A 21,535-nucleotide genomic window follows, 5' to 3' on the forward strand; every position below is an offset into this window, starting at 1 on the left:
CCAAACAATTTTATTCAATTAAACTTTTAAACTATTTTTGCCTAAATTTTAAGTCATGCGCATCGACATTATTACCGTATTACCCGAACTGCTTAGAAGTCCGTTTGAAGGTTCCATCATGAAACGATCTGTGGAAAAAGGACTCGTAGAAGTTCATTTCCATAATTTAAGAGATTATGCTCATGATAAGCGTAAGAGCGTAGACGATTATCAGTTTGGAGGTGGGGCCGGAATGGTGATGATGATCCAGCCAATTGACGACTGTATTTCAAAACTAAAATCGGAGCGACAATACGACGAGGTTATCTACATGACCCCGGATGGCGAAACTTTAAACCAGCCCATGGCCAATAGGATGTCGATGTATGAAAACATCATTATTTTATGTGGACATTACAAAGGGGTTGACCAGAGAGTGCGCGACATGCATATCACCAAAGAAATTTCAATTGGAGACTATGTACTTTCAGGCGGTGAGATAGGTGCTATTGTTTTATGTGATGCACTAATCCGATTGATTCCGGGAGTATTAAGCGATGAAACCTCAGCCCTGACCGACAGTTTTCAGGACAATTTACTTTCCCCTCCCATTTATACCCGTCCTGCCGAATACAAAGGAATCAAAGTTCCTGATGTATTGTTAAGCGGACACTTTGCCAACATTGAAAAATGGCGGGAAGAAAAGGCTTATGAACATACAAAAAACAGAAGGCCCGATCTTTTGGAAGACTAAAAAGTAAATTCCAAAAACAAAATTTCAAAAACACAAAAAGAAAAGCACTAAATATCAACCACTTATCATCGGGTTATTATTACAAATAATTTACGATTTTGCTTTTTTAGTTTGGAAATTTTACCTAATTTTGCACCCACATTTGACCAACCTCTGGCGAAAACCGTGAATGTTGCTTAGATTTTAAACCATAATAATTTATTAAAATGGCAAATTTATTAGATTTCGTAAATAACGAAATTTCTCAAAAGAAAGATTTCCCTGCATTCAGTGCCGGTGATACTATCACTGTGTACTATGAAATTAAAGAGGGTGAAAAAACAAGAACACAGTTCTTCAAAGGAGTTGTGATTCAAAGAAGAGGTACTGGCGCTACTGAAACTTTTACAATCCGTAAAATGTCAGGTGCTGTAGGTGTTGAGCGTATCTTCCCTGTAAACATGCCAGCTTTGCAAAAAATTGAATTGAACCAAAGAGGTAAAGTTAGAAGAGCTCGTATCTACTACTTCAGAGACCTTACTGGTAAGAAAGCAAAAATCAAAGAAAGAAGAGGTTAATCTTTATTTCTTTATCAATAAAAACCCCCGAATTACTTCGGGGTTTTTTATTACTTATCATTTCACGAATTCATGCAGACTCTCCGCTTGGATTGCATCATGTGAAGCATTGTATACCGAAACACCATTTCTGATAACCAAAATTTGAGGTGATTGATGCATAACGCCAAAAACTGAAGCTATTTCGTTGGAAATTGGCCTATACTCCAACAAATCTAAAAAATAAGGCTCAATCTTACCCTCAAGATTAAAACCATTCTCAAATTGCTTCAATGCCATCCTACTGATACTGCATCTTGTACTGTGTTTAAAAATCACTACAGACTTTTCCCAGGATTTTTGGACAATCATATCCAACTGATCCAAATGATTTAAATTCACCCAATTTACCTTATGTGAATTATTTTGGCTTTCATTTTCACTTCCAAATAAACTTTTAAAAAAACTCATATACTGCTATTCTATTAATTCCAACTGATTTTTCATTTTTTCAACATCACTTTTTAGATCATGCTTTTCATAAAATGAAATCAGTTTTTTAAATCTTTCTTTATTATCAAATTTCAAATTCCATGCCATCTTTTTAAGACATATTGAGCATAATGTATTTGGTCTCGAATCACCTTCACTTAATGAATTCACACCGTTCATCACACACAAAGCATGCGTACAGTGCTTCATTTTAAACATATGTCCTATTTCATGGGCAGATGTTTTGATAATTCTTCTCAATCCAACTCTGTAATCCTTGTTATTAGGATCATAACGTGCCATTGAACTAATTCCGATACCTTCAGTGTAAGTTGCTAATCCAAAAACAAAATTCCAAGATGATTTCGGATATAAATCCCTGCCGGTTATTGCCATAATAGCCAATGCATCATTGGGCTTAAGTTTAGGTACAACTTCATGAATTAAATAACTCGCATCTAACTGCTCTTCCCCATTTTCATTCAATCTTCTTTTATCTTTCGGTACAATATCGTCCTTGATTGACTGCATTTTCACAGTTTTAATTCCGTAAAACAGATTCAAATATTCAACCGTTAAATTCACCAGTGAATCTTCCTGTTGTGTTAGCCCTCCTATAGGTAAAATATAAATTTTATTTCTGTCTTCATTCGGTTTCATCGGACTCATCTTCGAATATGCTTCGAATGTTTGTCCGTCTTCAGGATGATCAGCCAGCCAATCACCAGATTTAGGCTTTTCAAGCAAAATATCATTTGTAGCCAACTTTTGATACTCATCCTTCTTTTCACATGAAAAAAACAAAGCGGAAATTATGGCAATTAAAAATGTAACTTTATTCATCAATCATTTGATTTTAAGACATTTTGTCTTGTTTTGTTTTTTAAGAATTTGCAAAATCAGCCAATTTGTCCTGCTTTTCCCCGTTGGAACACAAATTGTCGATAAGCAAACAAAGTTAAACAAATAACTTATCGTAAAACATAATAGAATATTACAAGATATGAACTTAAAAAATTTAACAATAAAATCTCAGGAAGCTTTACAGCAGGCACAACAAATTGCGCAAAGCTATGGTCATCAGCAACTGGAGAACGAGCACATAGTTAAAGGAATCCTTGAAGTTGATGAAAATGTGACTCCGTTTATATTAAAAAAATTAAACGTAAATGTTGAGTTGTTCAAAAAAATACTGGAAAGTACACTCGAAAATTTTCCTAAAGTTTCAGGAGCAGATATCATGTTGTCCCGTGAAGCAGGAACCGTTTTAAATGAAGCTAACATCATTGCAAAAAAGATGAATGATGAATATGTTTCCATTGAGCATTTATTATTGGCCATTTTTAAATCGAAAAGTAAAGTAGCCCAAATTTTAAAAGATCAGGGCGTAACCGAAAAAGGACTGGAAGCTGCGATAGCTGAAATCAGAAAAGGTGAACGTGTAACTTCAGCATCTGCAGAAGAAACCTATAATGCTCTGAATAAATACGCAAAAAACCTCAACGAATTAGCCCGTACCGGTAAACTAGATCCTGTTATTGGACGTGATGAAGAGATCAGACGTGTGTTGCAAATTTTGACCCGGCGTACTAAAAACAATCCTATGCTAATTGGTGAACCCGGCGTGGGTAAAACAGCCATCGCTGAAGGATTGGCGCATCGTATCGTTGATGGTGATGTACCAGAAAATTTAAAGGATAAAATTGTATATTCCCTGGATATGGGAGCGTTAATTGCAGGAGCCAAATACAAAGGAGAATTTGAAGAGCGTTTGAAATCGGTGGTAAAAGAAGTAACTTCTGCTGACGGTGATATCGTTCTCTTTATTGATGAAATCCACACATTAGTTGGTGCCGGAGGCGGTGAAGGCGCCATGGATGCTGCTAACATACTAAAACCTGCATTAGCCAGAGGAGAACTGAGAGCTATCGGTGCAACCACTTTAGATGAATACCAAAAGTATTTTGAAAAAGACAAAGCACTCGAGCGCCGATTCCAAAAGGTAAACGTAGATGAACCCGATACGGAAAGTGCCATTTCAATCCTTCGCGGAATCAAGGAAAAATATGAAACACATCACAAAGTACGCATCAAAGATGACGCTATTATTGCAGCTGTGGAGCTATCGCAACGATACATTACCAACAGATTTCTTCCGGATAAAGCTATTGATTTGATGGATGAAGCAGCTTCTAAATTACGAATGGAAATTAACTCCAAACCGGAAGAATTAGACGTTCTGGATCGTAAAATCATGCAATTGGAAATCGAAATCGAAGCCATCAAAAGAGAAAACGACGAAATCAAACTGAAGTCATTAGGCTTGGATTTGGCCAATTTAAAAGAAGAGCGTAATGAGATTTTTGCCCGTTGGAAATCTGAAAAGGATGTTGTAGATGCCATCCAATCGGTAAAACAGGAAATTGAAGATTTCAAACTGGAAGCAGAACGTGCAGAACGTGAAGGAGATTACGGGAAAGTAGCCGAAATTCGCTACGGAAAGATCAAGGAAGCTCAGGAAAAATTAGACAGCCTTCAAACACAATTAACTGAAAATCAAAAAGGTCACTCTTTAATCAAAGAAGAAGTGACCCATGATGATATTGCCGAAGTAGTTGCCAAATGGACCGGTATTCCGGTTACCAAAATGCTTCAAAGTGAACGCGACAAACTCTTAAATCTTGAAAAAGAATTACACCACAGAGTTGTTGGTCAGGAAGAAGCCATTATTGCAATCAGTGATGCCGTTCGCCGAAGCAGAGCCGGATTACAGGATATTAAAAAACCAATTGGTTCCTTTCTGTTTTTAGGCACAACCGGTGTTGGAAAAACAGAACTGGCAAAAGCATTAGCCGAATATTTATTTGACGATGAAAACGCCATGACCCGCATTGATATGAGCGAATACCAGGAACGCCACAGCGTTAGCCGTTTAGTGGGAGCACCTCCGGGATATGTAGGCTATGACGAAGGAGGACAACTTACAGAAGCTGTAAGACGTAAGCCGTATTCTGTTGTCCTACTGGACGAAATTGAAAAAGCACATCCAGACACATTTAATATACTGCTTCAGGTTTTGGATGAAGGACGTCTAACCGACAACAAAGGCCGTTTGGCTGATTTTAAAAACACTATTATCATCATGACTTCCAATATGGGCAGCCATATCATACAGGAAAAATTTGAAAACTTAACCCGAGGCAAAGCCGAACGGAGCGGTACTAAAGGGGGAATAGAAGCAGCAACAGAAGCAGCAAAAGTAGAAGTTCTTGGATTGTTAAAACAAACGGTAAGACCTGAATTCATTAACCGAATTGATGAAATTGTAATGTTTACACCGTTAAGCAATGATAACATAAAAGAGATTGTAGGATTACAATTAAAAAGTGTAATCAAAATGCTGGCATATCAAAATATCACCATGGATGCCACTCCAGAAGCCATTGACTACTTATCCGAAAAGGGATTTGATCCTTCTTTTGGGGCAAGACCGGTAAAAAGAGTCATACAGAAAGAAGTACTGAATCAACTTTCAAAAGAAATTCTCTCAGGGAAAGTCACTACGGAGAGTATCATCTTACTGGATTGTTTCGACAACGAACTGGTTTTCAGAAATCAGTCAGAAAAATAAATTACATTTTCATTTTTATAGTTTTTTGGTTATAAAAAAGGCTGCACGGATTACCGTCAGCCTTTTTTACTTTTTGATTTTTTGATTGATTAAATACCTGCGATAATACTACCGTTAGGGTCAACTACTATTCTTTTAATATCTTTTTCTTTTTTTAGTTTAAGGTTGTATTGCTTTTTCACTACATCTCCATTACTTTGAGTGTAAAAGAATTTATCATGAACGATGGTCCAACCTGGGAATTCTTTATACACTGAGAAAATAACTTCTCTTGGTAATTTCACTTTTTCATAGCGTTCCACTACTCTGATTAATTTTCCTTTTTCATTGTAAGTAGCAGCTAATGATGCATCTTCAGCTTCAAAGAAAACCAAATACTCATCATATCCGTCAGGGGTTTTTCCTAAATTATACCCAATAAATTTTTTCTGCATTTCCCGGACTCTCATGTCTGGATTTTTATCAGGCAGATAAACTGAAAAATCTTCACCGGCTTTTTTAATTACAACTGTTGGTAATTCATCCGATTTTAACTCTTTTTCTTCATTGCTCTGTCCAAAAACAGAAACTGAAAACATTGATACAACTAGTGCAAGAATTGATAATTTCATACCTTAAAAATTTAAATTAGACATTATTGAAAATTAAAAACTGCTTTCAAAAATCAACTTTTGAAAACGAAATGATTGATGATTAAATAATGTCTTTGGAGATTAAAAAGATATTGAAGTAAAATTAGCCCTAATTACAAAATGCGGCTGTTAATTAATCGTTTATACTATGTTAAAAATCTAATGTTTAATTTAGCAGGAATTTTATCTTAAAGCCTGTTAAGGGTTTCCTAACGAAATATTAAAATGACAATCAGACTCAAACACCTTGATACATATGTCTCAATCAATCCTTTTGGAGCCGAATTAGTTGAATTTCAAAGTAAAGGCAAAAACTACATTTGGACAATTGACGAGCAATTTTGGAACAAAACCTCTCCTGTTTTATTTCCGATTGTAGGAAGACTGAAAAATGACATTTATACCCTATCCTGCAAACAATATAGCTTACCAAGACATGGTTTTGCAAGAAATTATGAATTTGAAGTATTGCAAAAAAGTGAATCATCAGTTACTTTCTCATTGAAAGAGAATGAAAAAACACTTTTAGAATATCCTTTCCGGTTTGAATTGATACTTGAATATACCTTATCAAATAACACTTTGGAAATTAAATACACAGTCAGAAACAATTCGGAGGGAGAAATGCCATTTTCAATTGGCGCCCATCCTGCATTTAAAATTGGCTCTCATTTTGAAGATTATGGTTTACTTTTTGAAAATGATCATGTATTAATTTCGCATGAACTTGAAAATGAAAATTTTTCAGGCAAAACCTATCCTATTAAGTTGCAAAACGGAAGTCTTCCCCTATCCTATTCCTATTTCGAAAAAGATGCTATTGTCTTGAAACAATTTAATTCTAAAAAAATTACCATTCTTAAAAATAATATTCCTTACTTAGCTGTTACAGTTGATGGTTTCCCGAATCTTGGTGTTTGGACAAAACCGGATGCTCCCTTCTTATGTATCGAACCCTGGAACGGTTTTGCCGATAACGCCAATACATCAGGTGATATTTTCAAAAAAGAAGGCATTACAATTTTAAAGAAAGAAGAAGAATTTACAGCTTCAATAACGATATCAATACTATAAACCATGGAACCATTTTCATTTTTACCCTTTATTAATTTAGAATCTGACCGATTACTTTTAAGACAAATCACTCCCGATGACGTTCAGGAAGCATTCGAATTACGAAGCAATCCCGACACCATGAAATACATTCCAAGACCATTGGTTACCAATCATGAGGAAGCATTGGGCCACATCAAAATGATTCAGGATAAAATTGAGAACAATGAAGGTATCAATTGGGCAATTACACTGAAACCCAACAATAAATTATTGGGTATCATTGGTCACTACAGAATAAAGTGGGAACATTACCGATCTGAAATTGGCTATATGCTCTTACCTGAAGCGCATGGAAAAGGAATCGCTACGGAAGCCATAAAACTAATTGTGGATTATGGTTTTGAAAAAATGAACATGCATTCCCTTGAAGCAATTATTGATCCTGAAAATCTTGGTTCGGCAAAAGTTCTGGAAAAGAACGGATTTGTCAAAGAAGCACATTTTAAAGAAAATGAATTTTATGATGGAAAATTCATCGATTCTGTTATCTATTCACTATTAAAAAGTAACAAACAGTAACCATTTAAATACATTTATCAAACAAAACCAAACACACTAAAAAATTAACCAAACCATGAAAAAAACGTTATCCCTGATAGCCTTAGCCGGTTCATTTACAGGATTTTCACAAACAAACGATTCAATCAAAAATCTCGAAGAAGTAAAGCTGGAAACACAGCGTTATATCACTTCAAATAAAAGAAATCCACAACAAATACAGACTATTACCCAAAAAGAGATTGAATTTGGCAATTTCCAGACAACTGCTGAAATGTTATCCAATTCAGGTAAACTATTCGTCCAAAAATCTCAACAAGGCGGTGGTAGTCCTGTAATCAGAGGATTTGAATCAAGCCGCATTTTATTATTGGTTGACGGAGTACGCATGAACAATCTTATTTACCGTGGAGGCCATTTACAAAATGTTATTACGGTTGATGAAAACATGCTTGAAAATGCGGATATCCTTTTCGGATCAGCTTCGACTCCTTACGGAAGTGATGCCATGGGTGGAGCGATAAACCTTATTACAAAAAAGCCATTACTTCTCTCCGAAAATAACGGTAAAGCGTTCTCTGGTTCATTGAATTCAAGATATGCAACTGTCAACAAAGAGAAATCAGGTTATTTCGACTTCAGGTATTCGGGAGAGAAATGGGCAACATTAACAGCTGTTTCCTACAATGATTTTGATGACCTGAAAATGGGTAAGAAAAAGAATGGAAATAATGATTTTTTCGGTTTGCGTCCTTTTTATGTAGAAACCGTTAACGGAGTTGACAATATTGTTGCTAACCCGGATCCTTATGTACAAAAATTTTCAGGTTACAAACAATACAATGCGATGCAAAAGATTTTGTTCAAACCGAATGAAACCACTTCACACAATTTAAACCTTCAATTCTCAACAACATCCGATATTCCCCGTTATGACCGCTTAACCGATATCAGAAACGGAAATTTAAGATATGCAACCTGGAATTACGGTCCGCAAAAAAGAATTTTGGCAGGCTATAAATTCACAAAAGACAAAGCATTTTTAAATAGTGATTTGTCAATTGGAGCTAACTTCCAGGATATTGAAGAAAGCCGCATCAACAGAAGCCGAAACAATCCGAGTGAAGAAACAAGAGTGGAAAAAGTAAAAGTTTACTCAATAAATGCCGATTTAAAAGCAAAAATCGGAAATGGTGAATTATTATATGGTGTAGAAGCCTTCTATGACGATTTGAATTCAAAAGCACATGCAAGAAATATACAAACGGGGGCTATTTCTGATATCAGTACAAGATATCCAGATGGTAAAAATTTCACATTACGCACTGATGCATTTGCCACTTATTTTGCTAAAATCAACGAATCGACTTCTTATAATTTAGGTGCAAGAGCTGGTTATACAACTTTATCGAGTGAATTTAAGGACAAAACATTCTTCCCTTTCCCTTTCAATACAATTGAACAAAAAAACTTTACTTACAGTGCAACTGCAGGGATTGTAAACAATACAACCAAAACTGTAAAAGTTGCCTTTAATATCGCAACCGGTTTTAGAACACCAAATATTGATGATTTAGCCAAAGTATTTGAAACCACAACCGGTTCACCTACACAAAACGGTACACTTTATGTTCCAAATCCAAACATCAAACCTGAAAAAAACATTACGGGTGATTTAGGAATTACCATCTATAATAACAAAAAGACCCTTGAATTTGAAAACATAGCATTTTACACCCGATTGTTTGATGTAATTGCTGTCGACCGATTTACTTATGAAGGACAAAGTACCATTGACTACAATGGATATCCTGCCGATGTTTATGCATCACAGAACAGGGATCAGGGTTATATATGCGGATATTCAACAAGTTTGAAATGGAACATTATAAAAGAATTTAAATTTTACGGAAGCTACAATTTCACTTACGGACGTGTGGTTAATGAGGATAAAACGGAAAGACCTTTAGACCATATTTCACCAAATTATGGCAAAATAGGATTCAATTTCGAAAACAAGTGGCTGAACTTGGATTTAAACATGTTATATAACGGAAAAAAAGATTTAAAAGATTACTCAAGCAGCGGAGAAGATAATTTACAATATGCACCTGCAAACGGAATGCCTGCATGGCAAACCTATAATTTCAAAGCTGGGGCAAAAGTTATGAAAGCACTATCAGTGTATGCCGGTGTAGAAAATATTTTGGATATTCAATACCGTGTTTTTGCATCCGGTATTAATGCTCCCGGAAGAAATATCTACTTTGGAACCAAGATAAGTTTTTAATCTTATCAATTATAATTAAAAATGCCCGGATAAACCGGGCATTTTTGTTTACTTTTATATAGATTACTGCACAGCAAGTAAAGCATTAGGCATTCCATAGCCAAACTCAGCATGCTTGTTAGGATACAAATGTGAAGTCTGGCGCATTTTATTCAGTACCTGATCACGGTTCCAACCTGGGTTTTTAGCCCAAACCAATGCAGCTATACCGGCTGTTGTGGCTGTAGCAACTGAAGAACCTCCCACATAATCTCCCCCTGCATCATAATAACTGTTAACCGGAACACTTTTCCCTGAAGTTCTTTGCATCATGATTGTAAAATCAATTTTACCCCCTGTATGGCACACATCACAAGCCTGATAGGTTGAAGCCTCTTTAATACCAGTCACGGCAACTGTTTCACCCATCCAGGCAGGAAAAATAACACCTACAAAAGAAGTAAAGCTTGTAGAAGTTCCACCTGCACAAAAAATTAATTTCCCTTTACTGTAAGCATATTTTATACCATCCTCAATTTTACCGATGGAAATAATATGTCCCATAGACATTGAAATAATCTTCACATTAGAATTATTAGCTAATCCTGTGAATGCATTTTTTACACCGTTATGTTCATGATATCCTTCCACTACAACGTTAGCTGCGGCACGGTAAGCAATTAAATTGGCATTATAAGCTACGCCTAACGGCTGGCCTTTATCGTTTCTTGGCGCAGTTGCAACAGAAGACATACTGGTTCCGTGACCACACTTATCATCCACACCGTCTGTTCCTGTGCTCCAAGGCCAGATTGAATCGACATAAACACCGAAACGCTGCACAGTTCTTCCTGACGAATATCCATTATTGAAACTGCCGTTTAACAATGAATTATTTGTAGATGCACCAGTATCGACAACTCCGATTGTAACACCTTGACCAGTGCTGTAAGTCCATGCATTCTGAATATTATGCTTTGGAAAAGCCCATGGTAATTTTGCATTCGGTGCAATTGTTGTATAATCGCCGGTTCCGATTGTTTCTGTCGAATACCCACAACCTGAACTAGATCCAGAATCTGATCTTTGGTTTTGGTTTTTATAATCAAAATACCTGAAATCAGAAGGCTCAACATAACGGATGAATTTGTTTTTGCGCAAGGCAATAACCGTTTCCTGATTTTCGATAATTACATCTATTTGATTCAAATATGGATCTGAACCCAATAAAAATTTCGGTGTTTCTTTACCCTCATATTTTCTGATAATATCCAAAATACTGTTCTGATATTCAACAGCTCTATTGGATTTACTTCTGTCAAAATCGTTTTTGGTATCTCCAAATCCAATGGAACAGATGCTATGACCGTTTTTCAAGGCACTCCAAAGCAAGTGATCATTGGCTTCATTCCATTTAAAAGACCCTTTTTTTGCAAAAGACTGATCAATCTGAGTAACAATTTCCTGTGCTGTCAATGGGTTTTTCTGACTCTCGCTTATTACAATTTCATCTGATTGTAAATCGTCCTGGGTACACGAACTGAATCCAATTACTGCAATGAAGCAGAATTTTAAAAATTTGTTTTTCATTTGGTTGGTTTTTAGTTTGTTAACATTTCTAAGCTATTAATTTTATGTAATATTAATACTACAAAATCGATGAAATGCACTAAAATACCGATGAATTACAAAATACTCACTTTCAAGACATTAAAAAATAATCATAGTTAAAGCATCAGGAATATGAATTAAGTTTCTAAATTTGCTTCCCTATGCAGAAAACGATTAACATACTTAACAAAAGAGCAAAATTTGACTACGAAATTATTGATAGATACACAGCCGGTATTGTATTAACCGGTACTGAAATCAAATCGATACGTTTAGGAAAGGCATCAATTGCCGAAAGTTTTTGTGAATTCAGTGGTACTGAATTATTTGTAATCAATTCGCATATCGAAGAATATCTTTATGGTACACATTATAACCACAAAGCTAAAAGCGAACGTAAACTTCTTTTAAACAAAAAAGAATTAAAAGGTTTATTGAAAGATGTCCAGAATAAAGGATTAACTATTATTCCATTGCGTTTGTTTACCAATGAAAAAGGATTGGCCAAATTGGATATAGCGCTTTGCCGCGGTAAGAAAAATTACGACAAACGCGAAACCATCAAAGACCGCGATAACAAAAGAGATTTGGACCGTATCAAAAAATCTTTTTAATTTTTATCTTCCAATAAAGGGACAAAACGAAAATCCCCGAATTCATGTTTTTCGAACTGGGTCTCCGATTTTCGGATCAGTAAAGTCATGACCTGAATATCTTCACCGACAGGAATAACCAACCTTCCGCCTATTTTTAGTTGAGCCATTAGTGGTTGCGGAATAAAAGGGGCTCCGGCCGTTACAATTATACTGTCGAACGGTGCAAAATTCGGCAAACCTTTGTATCCGTCACCAAAAGACAAATGCTTTGGTCTGATTCCCATTTTTGGCAATAAAACTGACGTTTTCTTAAATAACTCATTTTGTCTTTCAATTGAGAAAACTTTGGCACCCATTGTAAACAAAACAGCTGTCTGATAACCACTACCGGTACCAATTTCCAAAACCTTATCATCTTTCTTCACTTCAAGTAATTCGGTTTGGAAAGCAACTGTATATGGTTGTGATATGGTTTGACCGGCACCTATGGGAAAAGGTTTATCCTGATACGCAAAATCTTCAAAACTTGAGTTTAAAAACAGATGTCTCGGAATTTTTCTAATGGCTTCCAATACGTTCTTGTCGGTAATTCCTTTCTGGATTAGAAGGTTTACCAACTGATTTCTAAGTCCTTGATGTTTGGCTGTATCTTTCAATTTCGGAGTGTATTATTTTTGGTAAAATTAGAAAGAATTTGACAATTAAAAATCTAAATTTTAAAATTATACTCAATTCCCTGATGCAATGATTTTTCTGCTTTAAACCTCAAATTTTTAATTAAAAAACTTATTTTTGTTCACTCGAGGCTGAAACCCGAGCTGTTATGAAATAAAAAATAGTTTAATATGCTAAAAGTAGGCGTTTTAGGTGCCGGTCACCTTGGAAAAATACATTTACGATTACTTCAACAATCTGAACAATATGAATTAGTAGGCTTTTATGATGAAAATGCCGAATATGCCGATAAAATAGCAGCCGAATTCGGCTATAAGCGATTTGATACCATTGCCAAATTAATCCACGCGGTTGACGTTGTGGATATTGTAACTCCTACCCTTTCCCATTACAAATGCGCTAAAGTTGCGATAAAATCAGGCAAACATGTCTTTATCGAAAAGCCAATTGCCACAACGGTTGAAGAAGCGGAAGAAATTATCGCTTTGGCTAATGAATATAATGTCAAGGGACAGGTTGGACATGTGGAACGATTCAATCCGGCTTTCAAAGCGGTAAAACACAAAATCGAAAACCCGATGTTCATTGAAACCCACCGATTGGCTGAGTTCAATCCACGAGGCACAGATGTTCCCGTAGTTTTGGATTTAATGATCCATGATATCGATGCGATTTTGAGTGTTGTCAATTCAAAAGTAAAAACGGTTCATGCCAGCGGTGTTTCCGTAATCAGTGATTCTCCGGATATTGCCAATGCGCGATTGGAATTTGAAAACGGATGCGTGGCCAATATCACATCGAGCCGTATTTCGATGAAAAACATGCGAAAGTCACGTTTCTTCCAAAAAGATGCTTATATCTCGGTTGATTATCTGGATAAAGTCTGTGAAGTGGTCAAAATGAAAGATGCGCCGGCAGTACCGGGTGATTTTGATATGATTTTACAAAATGCCGAAGGTGTTAAAAAGCAGATTTACTATGATAATCCATCGGTTGAACCCAATAATGCCATATTGGACGAACTGGAGTCATTTGCTGCTGCGATTAACAACAATACAACGCCTGTAGTTACTTTGGAACAAGCCACTGAAGCGTTACGCGTAGCTTATCAGATTATCGATTCAATGAAAAAATAATTTACATCTAAATAATTCTAAATAATACAATGAAACATATAGCCGTAATCGGAGCCGGAACCATGGGTAACGGAATTGCCCACACATTTGCACAATCAGGATTTACCGTTAAATTAATTGATATCTCTGAAAAATCATTGGAAAAAGGAATGGCAACCATCGCTGCCAACCTTGACCGTATGGTTACCAAAGGTTCCATCACTGAAGAAGACAAACATAAAACTATCGGTAACATCATCACTTATACTGATGTTAAAGATGGTGTGGTAGGTTGTGATTTAGTAGTAGAAGCCGCTACCGAAAATGTAGGCTTAAAATTGAATATTTTCAAACAATTAAGTGAAATCTGTGATCACAATGTAATTTTAGCAACCAATACTTCTTCTATTTCAATCACCCAAATCGCTGCACAGGTTGTACATCCTGAAAGAGTAATCGGAATGCACTTCATGAACCCGGTGCCTATCATGAAATTAGTGGAAATTATCCGTGGCTACAATACATCGGATGAAGTAACCAAAATCATCATGGATTTATCGGTAAAATTGGGTAAAATTCCAACGGAAGTAAACGATTATCCAGGTTTTGTGGCAAACAGAATTTTAATGCCGATGATCAACGAATCGATCGAAACTTTATATAACGGAGTTGCCGGTGTTCAGGAAATTGATATGGTGATGAAATTAGGAATGGCACATCCGATGGGACCATTACAATTAGCTGATTTTATCGGGTTGGATGTATGTTTATCTATCCTTAACGTTATGTATGACGGATTCAAAAACCCTAAATATGCTCCATGTCCTTTATTAGTAAACATGGTAATGGCCGGTAAATTAGGTATAAAATCAGGAGAAGGTTTTTATGACTATTCCGAAAGTAAAAAAGCTGAAAAAGTAGCAAAACAATTCTCAAAATAATTAACAATGGATAATTGATAATTGATAGTTCTGCTAATTATCAATTATTAATTGTCGATTATCAATTGCATAAATGAGTAAAATAATTCCTTTTAAAGCTGTACGCCCCGCTGCCGATAAAGTGGCTTTGGTGACTTGCAGAATGTATGATGACTACAGTTCTTCCGAGCTTGCCGCCTGGTTGAATTTTAATCCGTACTCCTTTCTGCATATCATCCATCCGGCTTATGTTAATGCCCAACGTATAACAAATGACAAACGTTTTAAAGGAGTTACATTAAAGTATAAGGATTTCAAAAATGATAAAATTTTGATTCAGGATGAAAAACCTATTTTCTATTTACACGAAATCCAAACCAAAAACAACACATTCACAGGAATAATAGCCGGAACATCTATTGAAGATTATCAGCAAAATGTGATTAAAAAACACGAAGATACACTTCAATATCGTGTCGAATTATTCAAAGACTACCTCCATCAAACCGGATTTAATACTGAACCTGTATTGATAACTTATCCGGACAGCAGTGAAATCAATACTTTTATTGCGATTCACAAAAAAAGCCGTCCTATATACGAGTTCTCGACAACGAATAAAGAAAAGCACACCCTTTGGAAAATAGATACCGAAACAGAAATCAATTTATTGGTAGACCATTTCGACAAAATCCCCAATTTGTATATTGCTGATGGTCACCACCGTTCGGCTTCAGCAAAAATGCTTTACGATCAGGATAAATCAACCGGTAACCCCAATTTGAATTATTTCATGAGTTTTCTGATTGCCGAAAGCAATGTGAAAATTTATGAATTCAACCGTGTAATAAGGGATTTGAACGGACACGATAAAGATGATTTTATCCGTTTACTGGCCGAAAATTTTATCATTAAAGATAAAAAGCGTGAATTATGGCAACCGAAACACAAATATGAATTCGGGATGTATCTGGATGGCCGTTTTTATGCCTTGGAATACAAATTCAAAGACAAAACTAAAAGCATATTGGAAAATCTGGACGCACAGATTTTATATGATACCGTATTAAATCCGATTTTAGGCATCGGAGATTTACGCAATGATGAGCGTATCAATTATATTCCAGGAAAACAAGCCATTTTACACATGAAGGAAATGATTGATGATGGCGAATTTGAAATCGGATTTATGTTATACCCTTCTGACATCAATGAAATCAAACTATTGGCCGACAATAACCTGATCATGCCTCCAAAAAGTACGTATATCGAACCGAAATTCAGAAGTGGTCTTTTGGTGTATGAATTGTAACGACAGTTTGAAATGTACCGTCTTCCCAATTTAACTTCAATCCGCTTTTTTTTAGCATCATTTGTTGTTTTATTTCATTTACCGGAATATTGCATCAACAGAGGTTTTCCTTACTTCAATGATTTCCCTTTATTTTTCAGGGGAACTGAAGCAGTTTATGCTTTCTTTTCACTTAGTGGTTTTTTAATTATAAGAAATCTGTTTTTAGAAAAAAAAGGAAATAAAATCAATCTGAAAAAATTTTATCTGAGAAGAATGTTGAGGATTTTTCCTTTGTATTATCTGGTATTTTTCATTGGTCTTATATTTTATCATTTAATAGCACCAAAATTCGGTTATATTCCTGATCCAAGTTATAACATAGCCACTTGCTTAGCTTTAGGATTGACTTTTTTCCCCAATATTCTGGCAACTTACAAACCCGGAGGAATCATCGAAGTACTTTGGTCAATTGGTATAGAAGAACAATTTTATTTGTTTATCGCTCCAGTAATCTACTATTTAAAAGCAAAATCCAGTTTTATTTTTCTTATTCTGTTTACTATAATTTACTTTTATTTTTCTCACTACAGTATCATCAATAAAACTTTACTAAAATACGGAATGTATTTTTACTTCTTTTCATTCAGTGGTATCATGGCCTATATATCCTTAAAAAAAGACTTCAGTAAAATAACTAAATTAGTTCCATATACTTCTTTCAGTATAACAATTCTTGTTTTTTTCACAGATATTCTAAAAAGTAATCTTGATAGCAGTATGTACAATATGTTATGTATGGCTAATTTTTCAATTACTATTTATTTTTTGTCTTTACAACCAATCAAGCCATTAGAAAATAACACATTAAAACAACTTGGTGAAATATCATATGGTATATATATGTATCATCCGATCGTTTTTCAGTTCATGGGTTTTGTTTACTTAAAAAGCGGAATACATTATTCTGCTCCTGAAAATGTTTCAGTTGTGGTATTTTACTTTTCTGTGTTTATCTTTACACTATTAATTTCATATTTCTCTTATCATTTTTTTGAAAAGAAATTTTTAAAACTTAAGACTTATTAAGATGTCAATAATATCTGAAAACCTGAATAACATAAAATTATCATTACCAACTGATGTTACACTCATTGCGGTTTCAAAAACCAAACCCGTAAGTGATTTAATGGAAGCCTACAATGCCGGACAACGTATTTTTGGGGAAAATAAAATCCAGGAAATGACCGAAAAATGGCAGGAAATGCCTAAAGATATTGAATGGCACATGATTGGTCACGTTCAAACCAACAAAATCAAATTCATGATTCCTTATGTGAAATTAATTCATGGAGTTGATAGTCTGAAGCTTTTAAAAGAAATTAACCGTTTAGGAATTAAATGGCGTAAAAAGGTGAATTGCCTTTTGCAGGTTTCGATAGCTCAGGAAGAAACCAAATTCGGTTTGGATGAAAGTGAATTAAATGAAATTCTGGATTATATCAAAAATGATGATTCGGCAACAAATATAAATGTCGTAGGCTTAATGGGTATGGCCACATTCACTGATAATCAGGAGCAAATCAGAAATGAATTTAACTATTTAAAATGTGTTTTTGATAAAACACAGGAAAAAAATCCAAACTTTCAAATCCTTTCCATGGGAATGAGTGGAGATTACCAGATTGCCATTGAATGCGGAAGTACTATGATTCGCATAGGAAGTAGTATCTTTGGAACAAGATAATCGCTTTCAAAAAGCAATTAGTACAACTTTTCCTAGTGATATCATTACCTTTGCAATAAATAAAAGCTAATTACAGTCTGTTAAAAACATAAAGAACAATTTACGCAATACTTGACATAGAAACCACCGGAGGTCAATACAATGAAGAAGGTATTACCGAGATAGCCATTTATAAATTTGATGGCCATGAGGTGGTAGATCAGTTTATAAGTCTGGTGAATCCGGAAATTCCCATACAGCCCTTTGTAGTAAAACTGACAGGTATTAACAACGCCATGTTGCGCAGTGCGCCAAAATTCTATGAAGTAGCTAAACGGATTATAGAAATAACTGAAGGATGTACCATTGTAGCCCATAACGCTTCATTTGACTACAGAATTCTGCGTACTGAGTTCAGACGTTTAGGTTTTCACTTTCAAAAACCAACACTTTGTACTGTTGAATTATCCAAAAAATTAATTCCGGATCAGCCCTCTTACAGTTTAGGAAAATTAGTCCGGGGATTAGGAATACCAGTTGCCGACAGACACAGAGCCAGTGGTGACGCAATGGCAACGGTAAAACTATTCAAAATGCTTTTAGCTAAAGATACCAAAAAAAGTATCGTTAAAACATTTATCAAAACAGAGGCAAAATCTGGCATGTCTCCAAAATTATTGGACATTGTTGAATCTTTACCTTCAAAAACCGGTATTTATTATATCCATAATGAAAAAGGTGATTTAATATACATCGGAAAAAGTAAAAACATCAAAAAAAGGGTCAATCAGCATTTTACAAATTCTTCAAATAAAAGCAAAAAAATACAACGTGAGGTTTATACCGTTACATTTGAAGAAACCGGTAGTGAACTTATCGCTCTTTTAAAAGAAAGTGAAGAAATTAAAATCAATAAACCAATTTATAATCGTTCCCAACGGAAAACCATATTCCCTTGGGCACTATATGCCGAAAAAGATAAAAAAGGATATCTATCCTTAAAAGTTTTAAAAGCTGACGGCAGAAAAAAAGAAATAACATCATTTTCAACTGCACAGGAAGGCAAAAATGCGCTCTTCAAAATAACAGAGAAGTACCAGTTATGTCAAAAAATAAACGGTCTTTACGATACAACTAAAAATTGTTTCCAGTATGATATAAAACAATGTAACGGTGCTTGTATCGATAAAGAAAATCCAGAGGAATATAATAATAGAGTGATGGATTTTATTGAAAACCATCAGTTCAACAATCAAAACATGGTCATTATCGACAAAGGCCGAAATATAAACGAACGAAGTGCAGTTTTAATTGAAAGCGGCATTTATAAAGGGTATTGCTTTTACGATTTAAATTACCAAATCAATAATATTGAAATATTAAAAAATATTATTATCTCAATGCAGAATAATAGAGATACCCGTAATATCATCCAGAATTACATCAACAAAAGAAGGGTAATGAAGATTGTAAAATTTTAATTCCGGTTATTTACTCTCATTTCGAACCAAATGAATTATTTAATTACCATAATAGGACCGACTGCTATAGGAAAAACTGCTTTAAGCATCAAGTTAGCACAACATTTCGGTTGTGATATCATTTCATGTGACAGCCGTCAGTTTTTTAAAGAAATGTACATTGGTACTGCAGTTCCTAATCAAGAAGAACTATCACAGGCGAATCATCATTTCATTCAAAACATCTCAATATTTGAAAATTATACCGTTGGGGATTTTGAAGTTGATGCTTTAAACAAACTAGACACATTATTTAAGAAAAATACAGTCCAAATCATGGTTGGCGGTTCTGGTTTATATGTAGATGCCGTTTTAAAAGGATTTGATGAATTCCCTGAAATAGAACCTTCTGTAAGAGAATACATTAATTTAAAATTTGAAAACGAAGGAATAGAATACCTTCAAACGGAATTAAAAAAAACAGACCCTGGTTACTATAATAAATTGGAATCGGAAAATCCCCAGACATTAAAAAATCCCCAGCGTATGAAACGTTTTCTGGAAGTCTGTCAAGGTTCGGGAAAACCATATTCTTCATTTATTGGCATTAGAAAAACCAAGCGGGATTTTATTCCAATTATAATCGGATTGAAGGCTGCCCGGGAAAAAATGTATGAAAGAATCAACCAACGAGTTGATATAATGATGAGCCAAGGTTTATTGGACGAAGTAAAAGAATTATACCCAAATAAAAACCTTAATGCATTGCAAACAGTCGGCTATAGGGAATTATTTGATTATTTAGACGAAAATATCAGTTTAGACTTTGCAATTGAAGAAATTAAAAAGAATACACGCCGTTTTGCTAAACGTCAGATGACTTGGTTTAACCGGACTGAAAAAACAGAATGGTTTGATTATTTAATAGATACAGATGAAATTATCCGTTATGTAAATTCAAAAATTAATTATTAAGCATATTAAATTGGCAATATCAGATAACTTTTCCTCAGTATATTCACATGAGTGGGAAATTAATTTCACCCAATGTGCCCCTAATGGACTTCTTAAATATGTTGATTTATGCAATGTACTTCAATTGACTGCTGCTGAGCATTCAATTTTAGGAGGTTTGAGTTTTAATGATATGCAAATCCATCATCAGGCATGGGTTTTAAGCCGTATCCGCATTGAAATAGAAGCCTTACCCAAATGGATGGACAAAGTCACTGTAAAGACGTGGATTGAGAGCTTAGAAGGAAATAAATCCATACGAAATATTGAAATGTATCTGGAAGGAAAGAAAATAGTCGGTGCAACAACATATTGGGCTGTATTCAATACCCAATTGAGAAAATCAGAATCATTGGCATTACCTCATGAACATTTTGAGAAATACCCTGACTGGAAAGCTACTACAATTTCATTTTCCAGAATCAATATGTTACATGAAGGTGTCCAAAAAATAAAAGATCATAAAGTTGTATTATCCGATTTAGATATAGTAAATCATGCCAATAATACAAAATATTTAGAATGGTGCTTAGACACAATATCTCCTAAATGCATCTTAAATCAATCAATAAGAAGTCTGGAAATGAACTTTTTAAAAGAATTAAATTGGAATGACACTATTGAGATTCTATCCAATACCGAAAGAAACTTTTTCACCATTACTAAACAGGATAAAGTTTGTTTTGCCCTTCTACTTAATAATTAAGACTCCATCAAGAGTCTTTTTTTATGCCTCAAAAAATCACTAGTTTCAAAAGTACACAATCCTTTTTATGCACTGGTTGAATGATTAATTCTCCTACTATAGCAATTAAAACAAAAAACCCTATCCGTTTTGGATAGAGTTTCAAAAGACCAGGGGAAGTAGTTCAAACCGGGCATTTGATATTAAGAGTAGTAAACCCAGTAGACTTCAGGTTATTTTGATACATCAAATGATACAAAACAAAAAACCCTATCCGTTTGGATAGGGTTTTCTAAAGACCCGAGGGCATAGCCCGAATCGAGTATTTGATATTAAGAGGAGGAAGTCCAGTGGACTTCAGGTATTTATAAAAAAAGAAAGCCCAGCTTAAAAAAGCTGGGCTTCACTAAAGAAAGGCGGCGACATACTCTCCCACAGGATTGCAGTACCATCTGCGCAGGCGGGCTTAACTTCTCTGTTCGAAATGGGAAGAGGTGAGCCCCGCCGCAATAACCACCTTAAGGTCTTCTTGCAG

The 21,535-nt window shown here is 35.0% G+C and carries 20 protein-coding genes and 1 rRNA gene; 15 read left to right on the top strand and 6 right to left on the bottom strand.

The window, feature by feature from the left end:
- Nucleotides 1-55: 55 nt before the first annotated feature.
- The gene (trmD, locus tag NAT51_RS18645) at nucleotides 56-733 is read left to right on the top strand and encodes a tRNA (guanosine(37)-N1)-methyltransferase TrmD (RefSeq protein ID WP_250601427.1); all 678 of its coding nucleotides are present in this window, start codon (nucleotides 56-58) and stop codon (nucleotides 731-733) included.
- Nucleotides 734-939: 206 nt separating this feature from the next.
- A complete protein-coding gene (gene rplS / locus NAT51_RS18650) occupies nucleotides 940-1,290 on the top strand; it encodes a 50S ribosomal protein L19 (RefSeq protein ID WP_250601429.1) in 351 nt (116 codons plus the stop codon).
- A gap of 57 nt (nucleotides 1,291-1,347) precedes the next feature.
- On the opposite strand, the gene ytxJ is transcribed toward rplS, so the two are convergent.
- Nucleotides 1,348-1,740 carry a bacillithiol system redox-active protein YtxJ gene (gene ytxJ / locus NAT51_RS18655; RefSeq protein WP_250601431.1) on the bottom strand — a complete coding sequence of 131 codons (393 nt, stop codon included), beginning with the start codon at nucleotides 1,738-1,740 and terminating at the stop codon, nucleotides 1,348-1,350.
- A 6-nt stretch (nucleotides 1,741-1,746) separates the two neighbouring features.
- Nucleotides 1,747-2,604 carry an archaemetzincin gene (locus tag NAT51_RS18660; protein WP_250601433.1) on the bottom strand — a complete coding sequence of 286 codons (858 nt, stop codon included), beginning with the start codon at nucleotides 2,602-2,604 and terminating at the stop codon, nucleotides 1,747-1,749.
- A gap of 160 nt (nucleotides 2,605-2,764) precedes the next feature.
- On the opposite strand from NAT51_RS18660, the gene clpB reads away from it, so the two are divergent.
- Nucleotides 2,765-5,392, top strand: a complete 2,628-nt coding sequence (gene clpB, locus NAT51_RS18665; protein ID WP_250601435.1) for an ATP-dependent chaperone ClpB — start codon at nucleotides 2,765-2,767, stop codon at nucleotides 5,390-5,392.
- Between the two features lie 89 nt (nucleotides 5,393-5,481).
- Here the strand turns inward: clpB and NAT51_RS18670 are convergent, their stop codons facing one another.
- Entirely contained in the window at nucleotides 5,482-6,003 is a 522-nt protein-coding gene (locus NAT51_RS18670) for a hypothetical protein (protein WP_250601437.1), read from the bottom strand.
- 246 nt (nucleotides 6,004-6,249) lie between these two features.
- On the opposite strand from NAT51_RS18670, the gene NAT51_RS18675 reads away from it, so the two are divergent.
- From NAT51_RS18675 to NAT51_RS18685, 3 genes are read left to right on the top strand one after another with little or no spacing between them, the layout of a single operon-like run.
- A complete protein-coding gene (locus NAT51_RS18675) occupies nucleotides 6,250-7,098 on the top strand; it encodes an aldose 1-epimerase family protein (protein ID WP_250601439.1) in 849 nt (282 codons plus the stop codon).
- Between the two features lie 3 nt (nucleotides 7,099-7,101).
- The gene (locus NAT51_RS18680; RefSeq protein ID WP_250601441.1) at nucleotides 7,102-7,659 is read left to right on the top strand and encodes a GNAT family N-acetyltransferase; all 558 of its coding nucleotides are present in this window, start codon (nucleotides 7,102-7,104) and stop codon (nucleotides 7,657-7,659) included.
- Nucleotides 7,660-7,714: 55 nt separating this feature from the next.
- The gene (locus NAT51_RS18685) at nucleotides 7,715-9,928 is read left to right on the top strand and encodes a TonB-dependent receptor plug domain-containing protein (protein WP_250601443.1); all 2,214 of its coding nucleotides are present in this window, start codon (nucleotides 7,715-7,717) and stop codon (nucleotides 9,926-9,928) included.
- Nucleotides 9,929-9,991: 63 nt separating this feature from the next.
- Here NAT51_RS18685 and NAT51_RS18690 read toward each other — a convergent pair whose 3' ends face one another.
- Complete coding sequence (locus tag NAT51_RS18690) at nucleotides 9,992-11,497, bottom strand: S8 family peptidase (RefSeq protein WP_250601445.1); 1,506 nt, start codon at nucleotides 11,495-11,497, stop codon at nucleotides 9,992-9,994.
- Nucleotides 11,498-11,679: 182 nt separating this feature from the next.
- On the opposite strand from NAT51_RS18690, the gene smpB reads away from it, so the two are divergent.
- The gene (gene smpB, locus NAT51_RS18695; RefSeq protein WP_250601447.1) at nucleotides 11,680-12,132 is read left to right on the top strand and encodes an SsrA-binding protein SmpB; all 453 of its coding nucleotides are present in this window, start codon (nucleotides 11,680-11,682) and stop codon (nucleotides 12,130-12,132) included.
- On the opposite strand, the gene NAT51_RS18700 is transcribed toward smpB, so the two are convergent.
- Entirely contained in the window at nucleotides 12,129-12,770 is a 642-nt protein-coding gene (locus NAT51_RS18700; RefSeq protein WP_250601449.1) for a protein-L-isoaspartate(D-aspartate) O-methyltransferase, read from the bottom strand. The genes smpB and NAT51_RS18700 overlap by 4 nt on opposite strands.
- Before the next feature lie 189 nt (nucleotides 12,771-12,959).
- Here NAT51_RS18700 and NAT51_RS18705 point away from each other — a divergent pair, with 189 nt between their 5' ends.
- From NAT51_RS18705 to NAT51_RS18740, 8 genes are all read left to right on the top strand, one after another.
- Nucleotides 12,960-13,925, top strand: coding sequence for a Gfo/Idh/MocA family protein (locus tag NAT51_RS18705; RefSeq protein ID WP_250601451.1), 966 nt, complete (start codon nucleotides 12,960-12,962; stop codon nucleotides 13,923-13,925).
- Nucleotides 13,926-13,954: 29 nt separating this feature from the next.
- Nucleotides 13,955-14,845, top strand: coding sequence for a 3-hydroxyacyl-CoA dehydrogenase family protein (locus NAT51_RS18710; protein WP_250601453.1), 891 nt, complete (start codon nucleotides 13,955-13,957; stop codon nucleotides 14,843-14,845).
- Between the two features lie 73 nt (nucleotides 14,846-14,918).
- Entirely contained in the window at nucleotides 14,919-16,136 is a 1,218-nt protein-coding gene (locus tag NAT51_RS18715) for a DUF1015 domain-containing protein (protein WP_250601455.1), read from the top strand.
- A gap of 12 nt (nucleotides 16,137-16,148) precedes the next feature.
- Complete coding sequence (locus NAT51_RS18720; RefSeq protein WP_250601457.1) at nucleotides 16,149-17,204, top strand: acyltransferase family protein; 1,056 nt, start codon at nucleotides 16,149-16,151, stop codon at nucleotides 17,202-17,204.
- Nucleotide 17,205: 1 nt separating this feature from the next.
- Nucleotides 17,206-17,862, top strand: a complete 657-nt coding sequence (locus NAT51_RS18725) for a YggS family pyridoxal phosphate-dependent enzyme (RefSeq protein WP_250601459.1) — start codon at nucleotides 17,206-17,208, stop codon at nucleotides 17,860-17,862.
- Nucleotides 17,863-17,960: 98 nt separating this feature from the next.
- Complete coding sequence (locus NAT51_RS18730) at nucleotides 17,961-19,322, top strand: exonuclease domain-containing protein (protein WP_250601465.1); 1,362 nt, start codon at nucleotides 17,961-17,963, stop codon at nucleotides 19,320-19,322.
- Nucleotides 19,323-19,352: 30 nt separating this feature from the next.
- Nucleotides 19,353-20,276, top strand: coding sequence for a tRNA (adenosine(37)-N6)-dimethylallyltransferase MiaA (gene miaA, locus NAT51_RS18735; RefSeq protein ID WP_250601461.1), 924 nt, complete (start codon nucleotides 19,353-19,355; stop codon nucleotides 20,274-20,276).
- Between the two features lie 10 nt (nucleotides 20,277-20,286).
- Nucleotides 20,287-21,021: an acyl-[acyl-carrier-protein] thioesterase gene (locus NAT51_RS18740; RefSeq protein WP_250601463.1), complete on the top strand. Its 735-nt coding sequence runs from the start codon at nucleotides 20,287-20,289 to the stop codon at nucleotides 21,019-21,021.
- A gap of 390 nt (nucleotides 21,022-21,411) precedes the next feature.
- Here the strand turns inward: NAT51_RS18740 and rrf are convergent.
- Nucleotides 21,412-21,521 (bottom strand): 5S ribosomal RNA (rrf, locus tag NAT51_RS18745).
- Nucleotides 21,522-21,535: the final 14 nt, after the last annotated feature.

The organism is Flavobacterium amniphilum (assembly GCF_023634845.1).
Taxonomy (GTDB): Bacteria; Bacteroidota; Bacteroidia; order Flavobacteriales; family Flavobacteriaceae; genus Flavobacterium; species Flavobacterium amniphilum.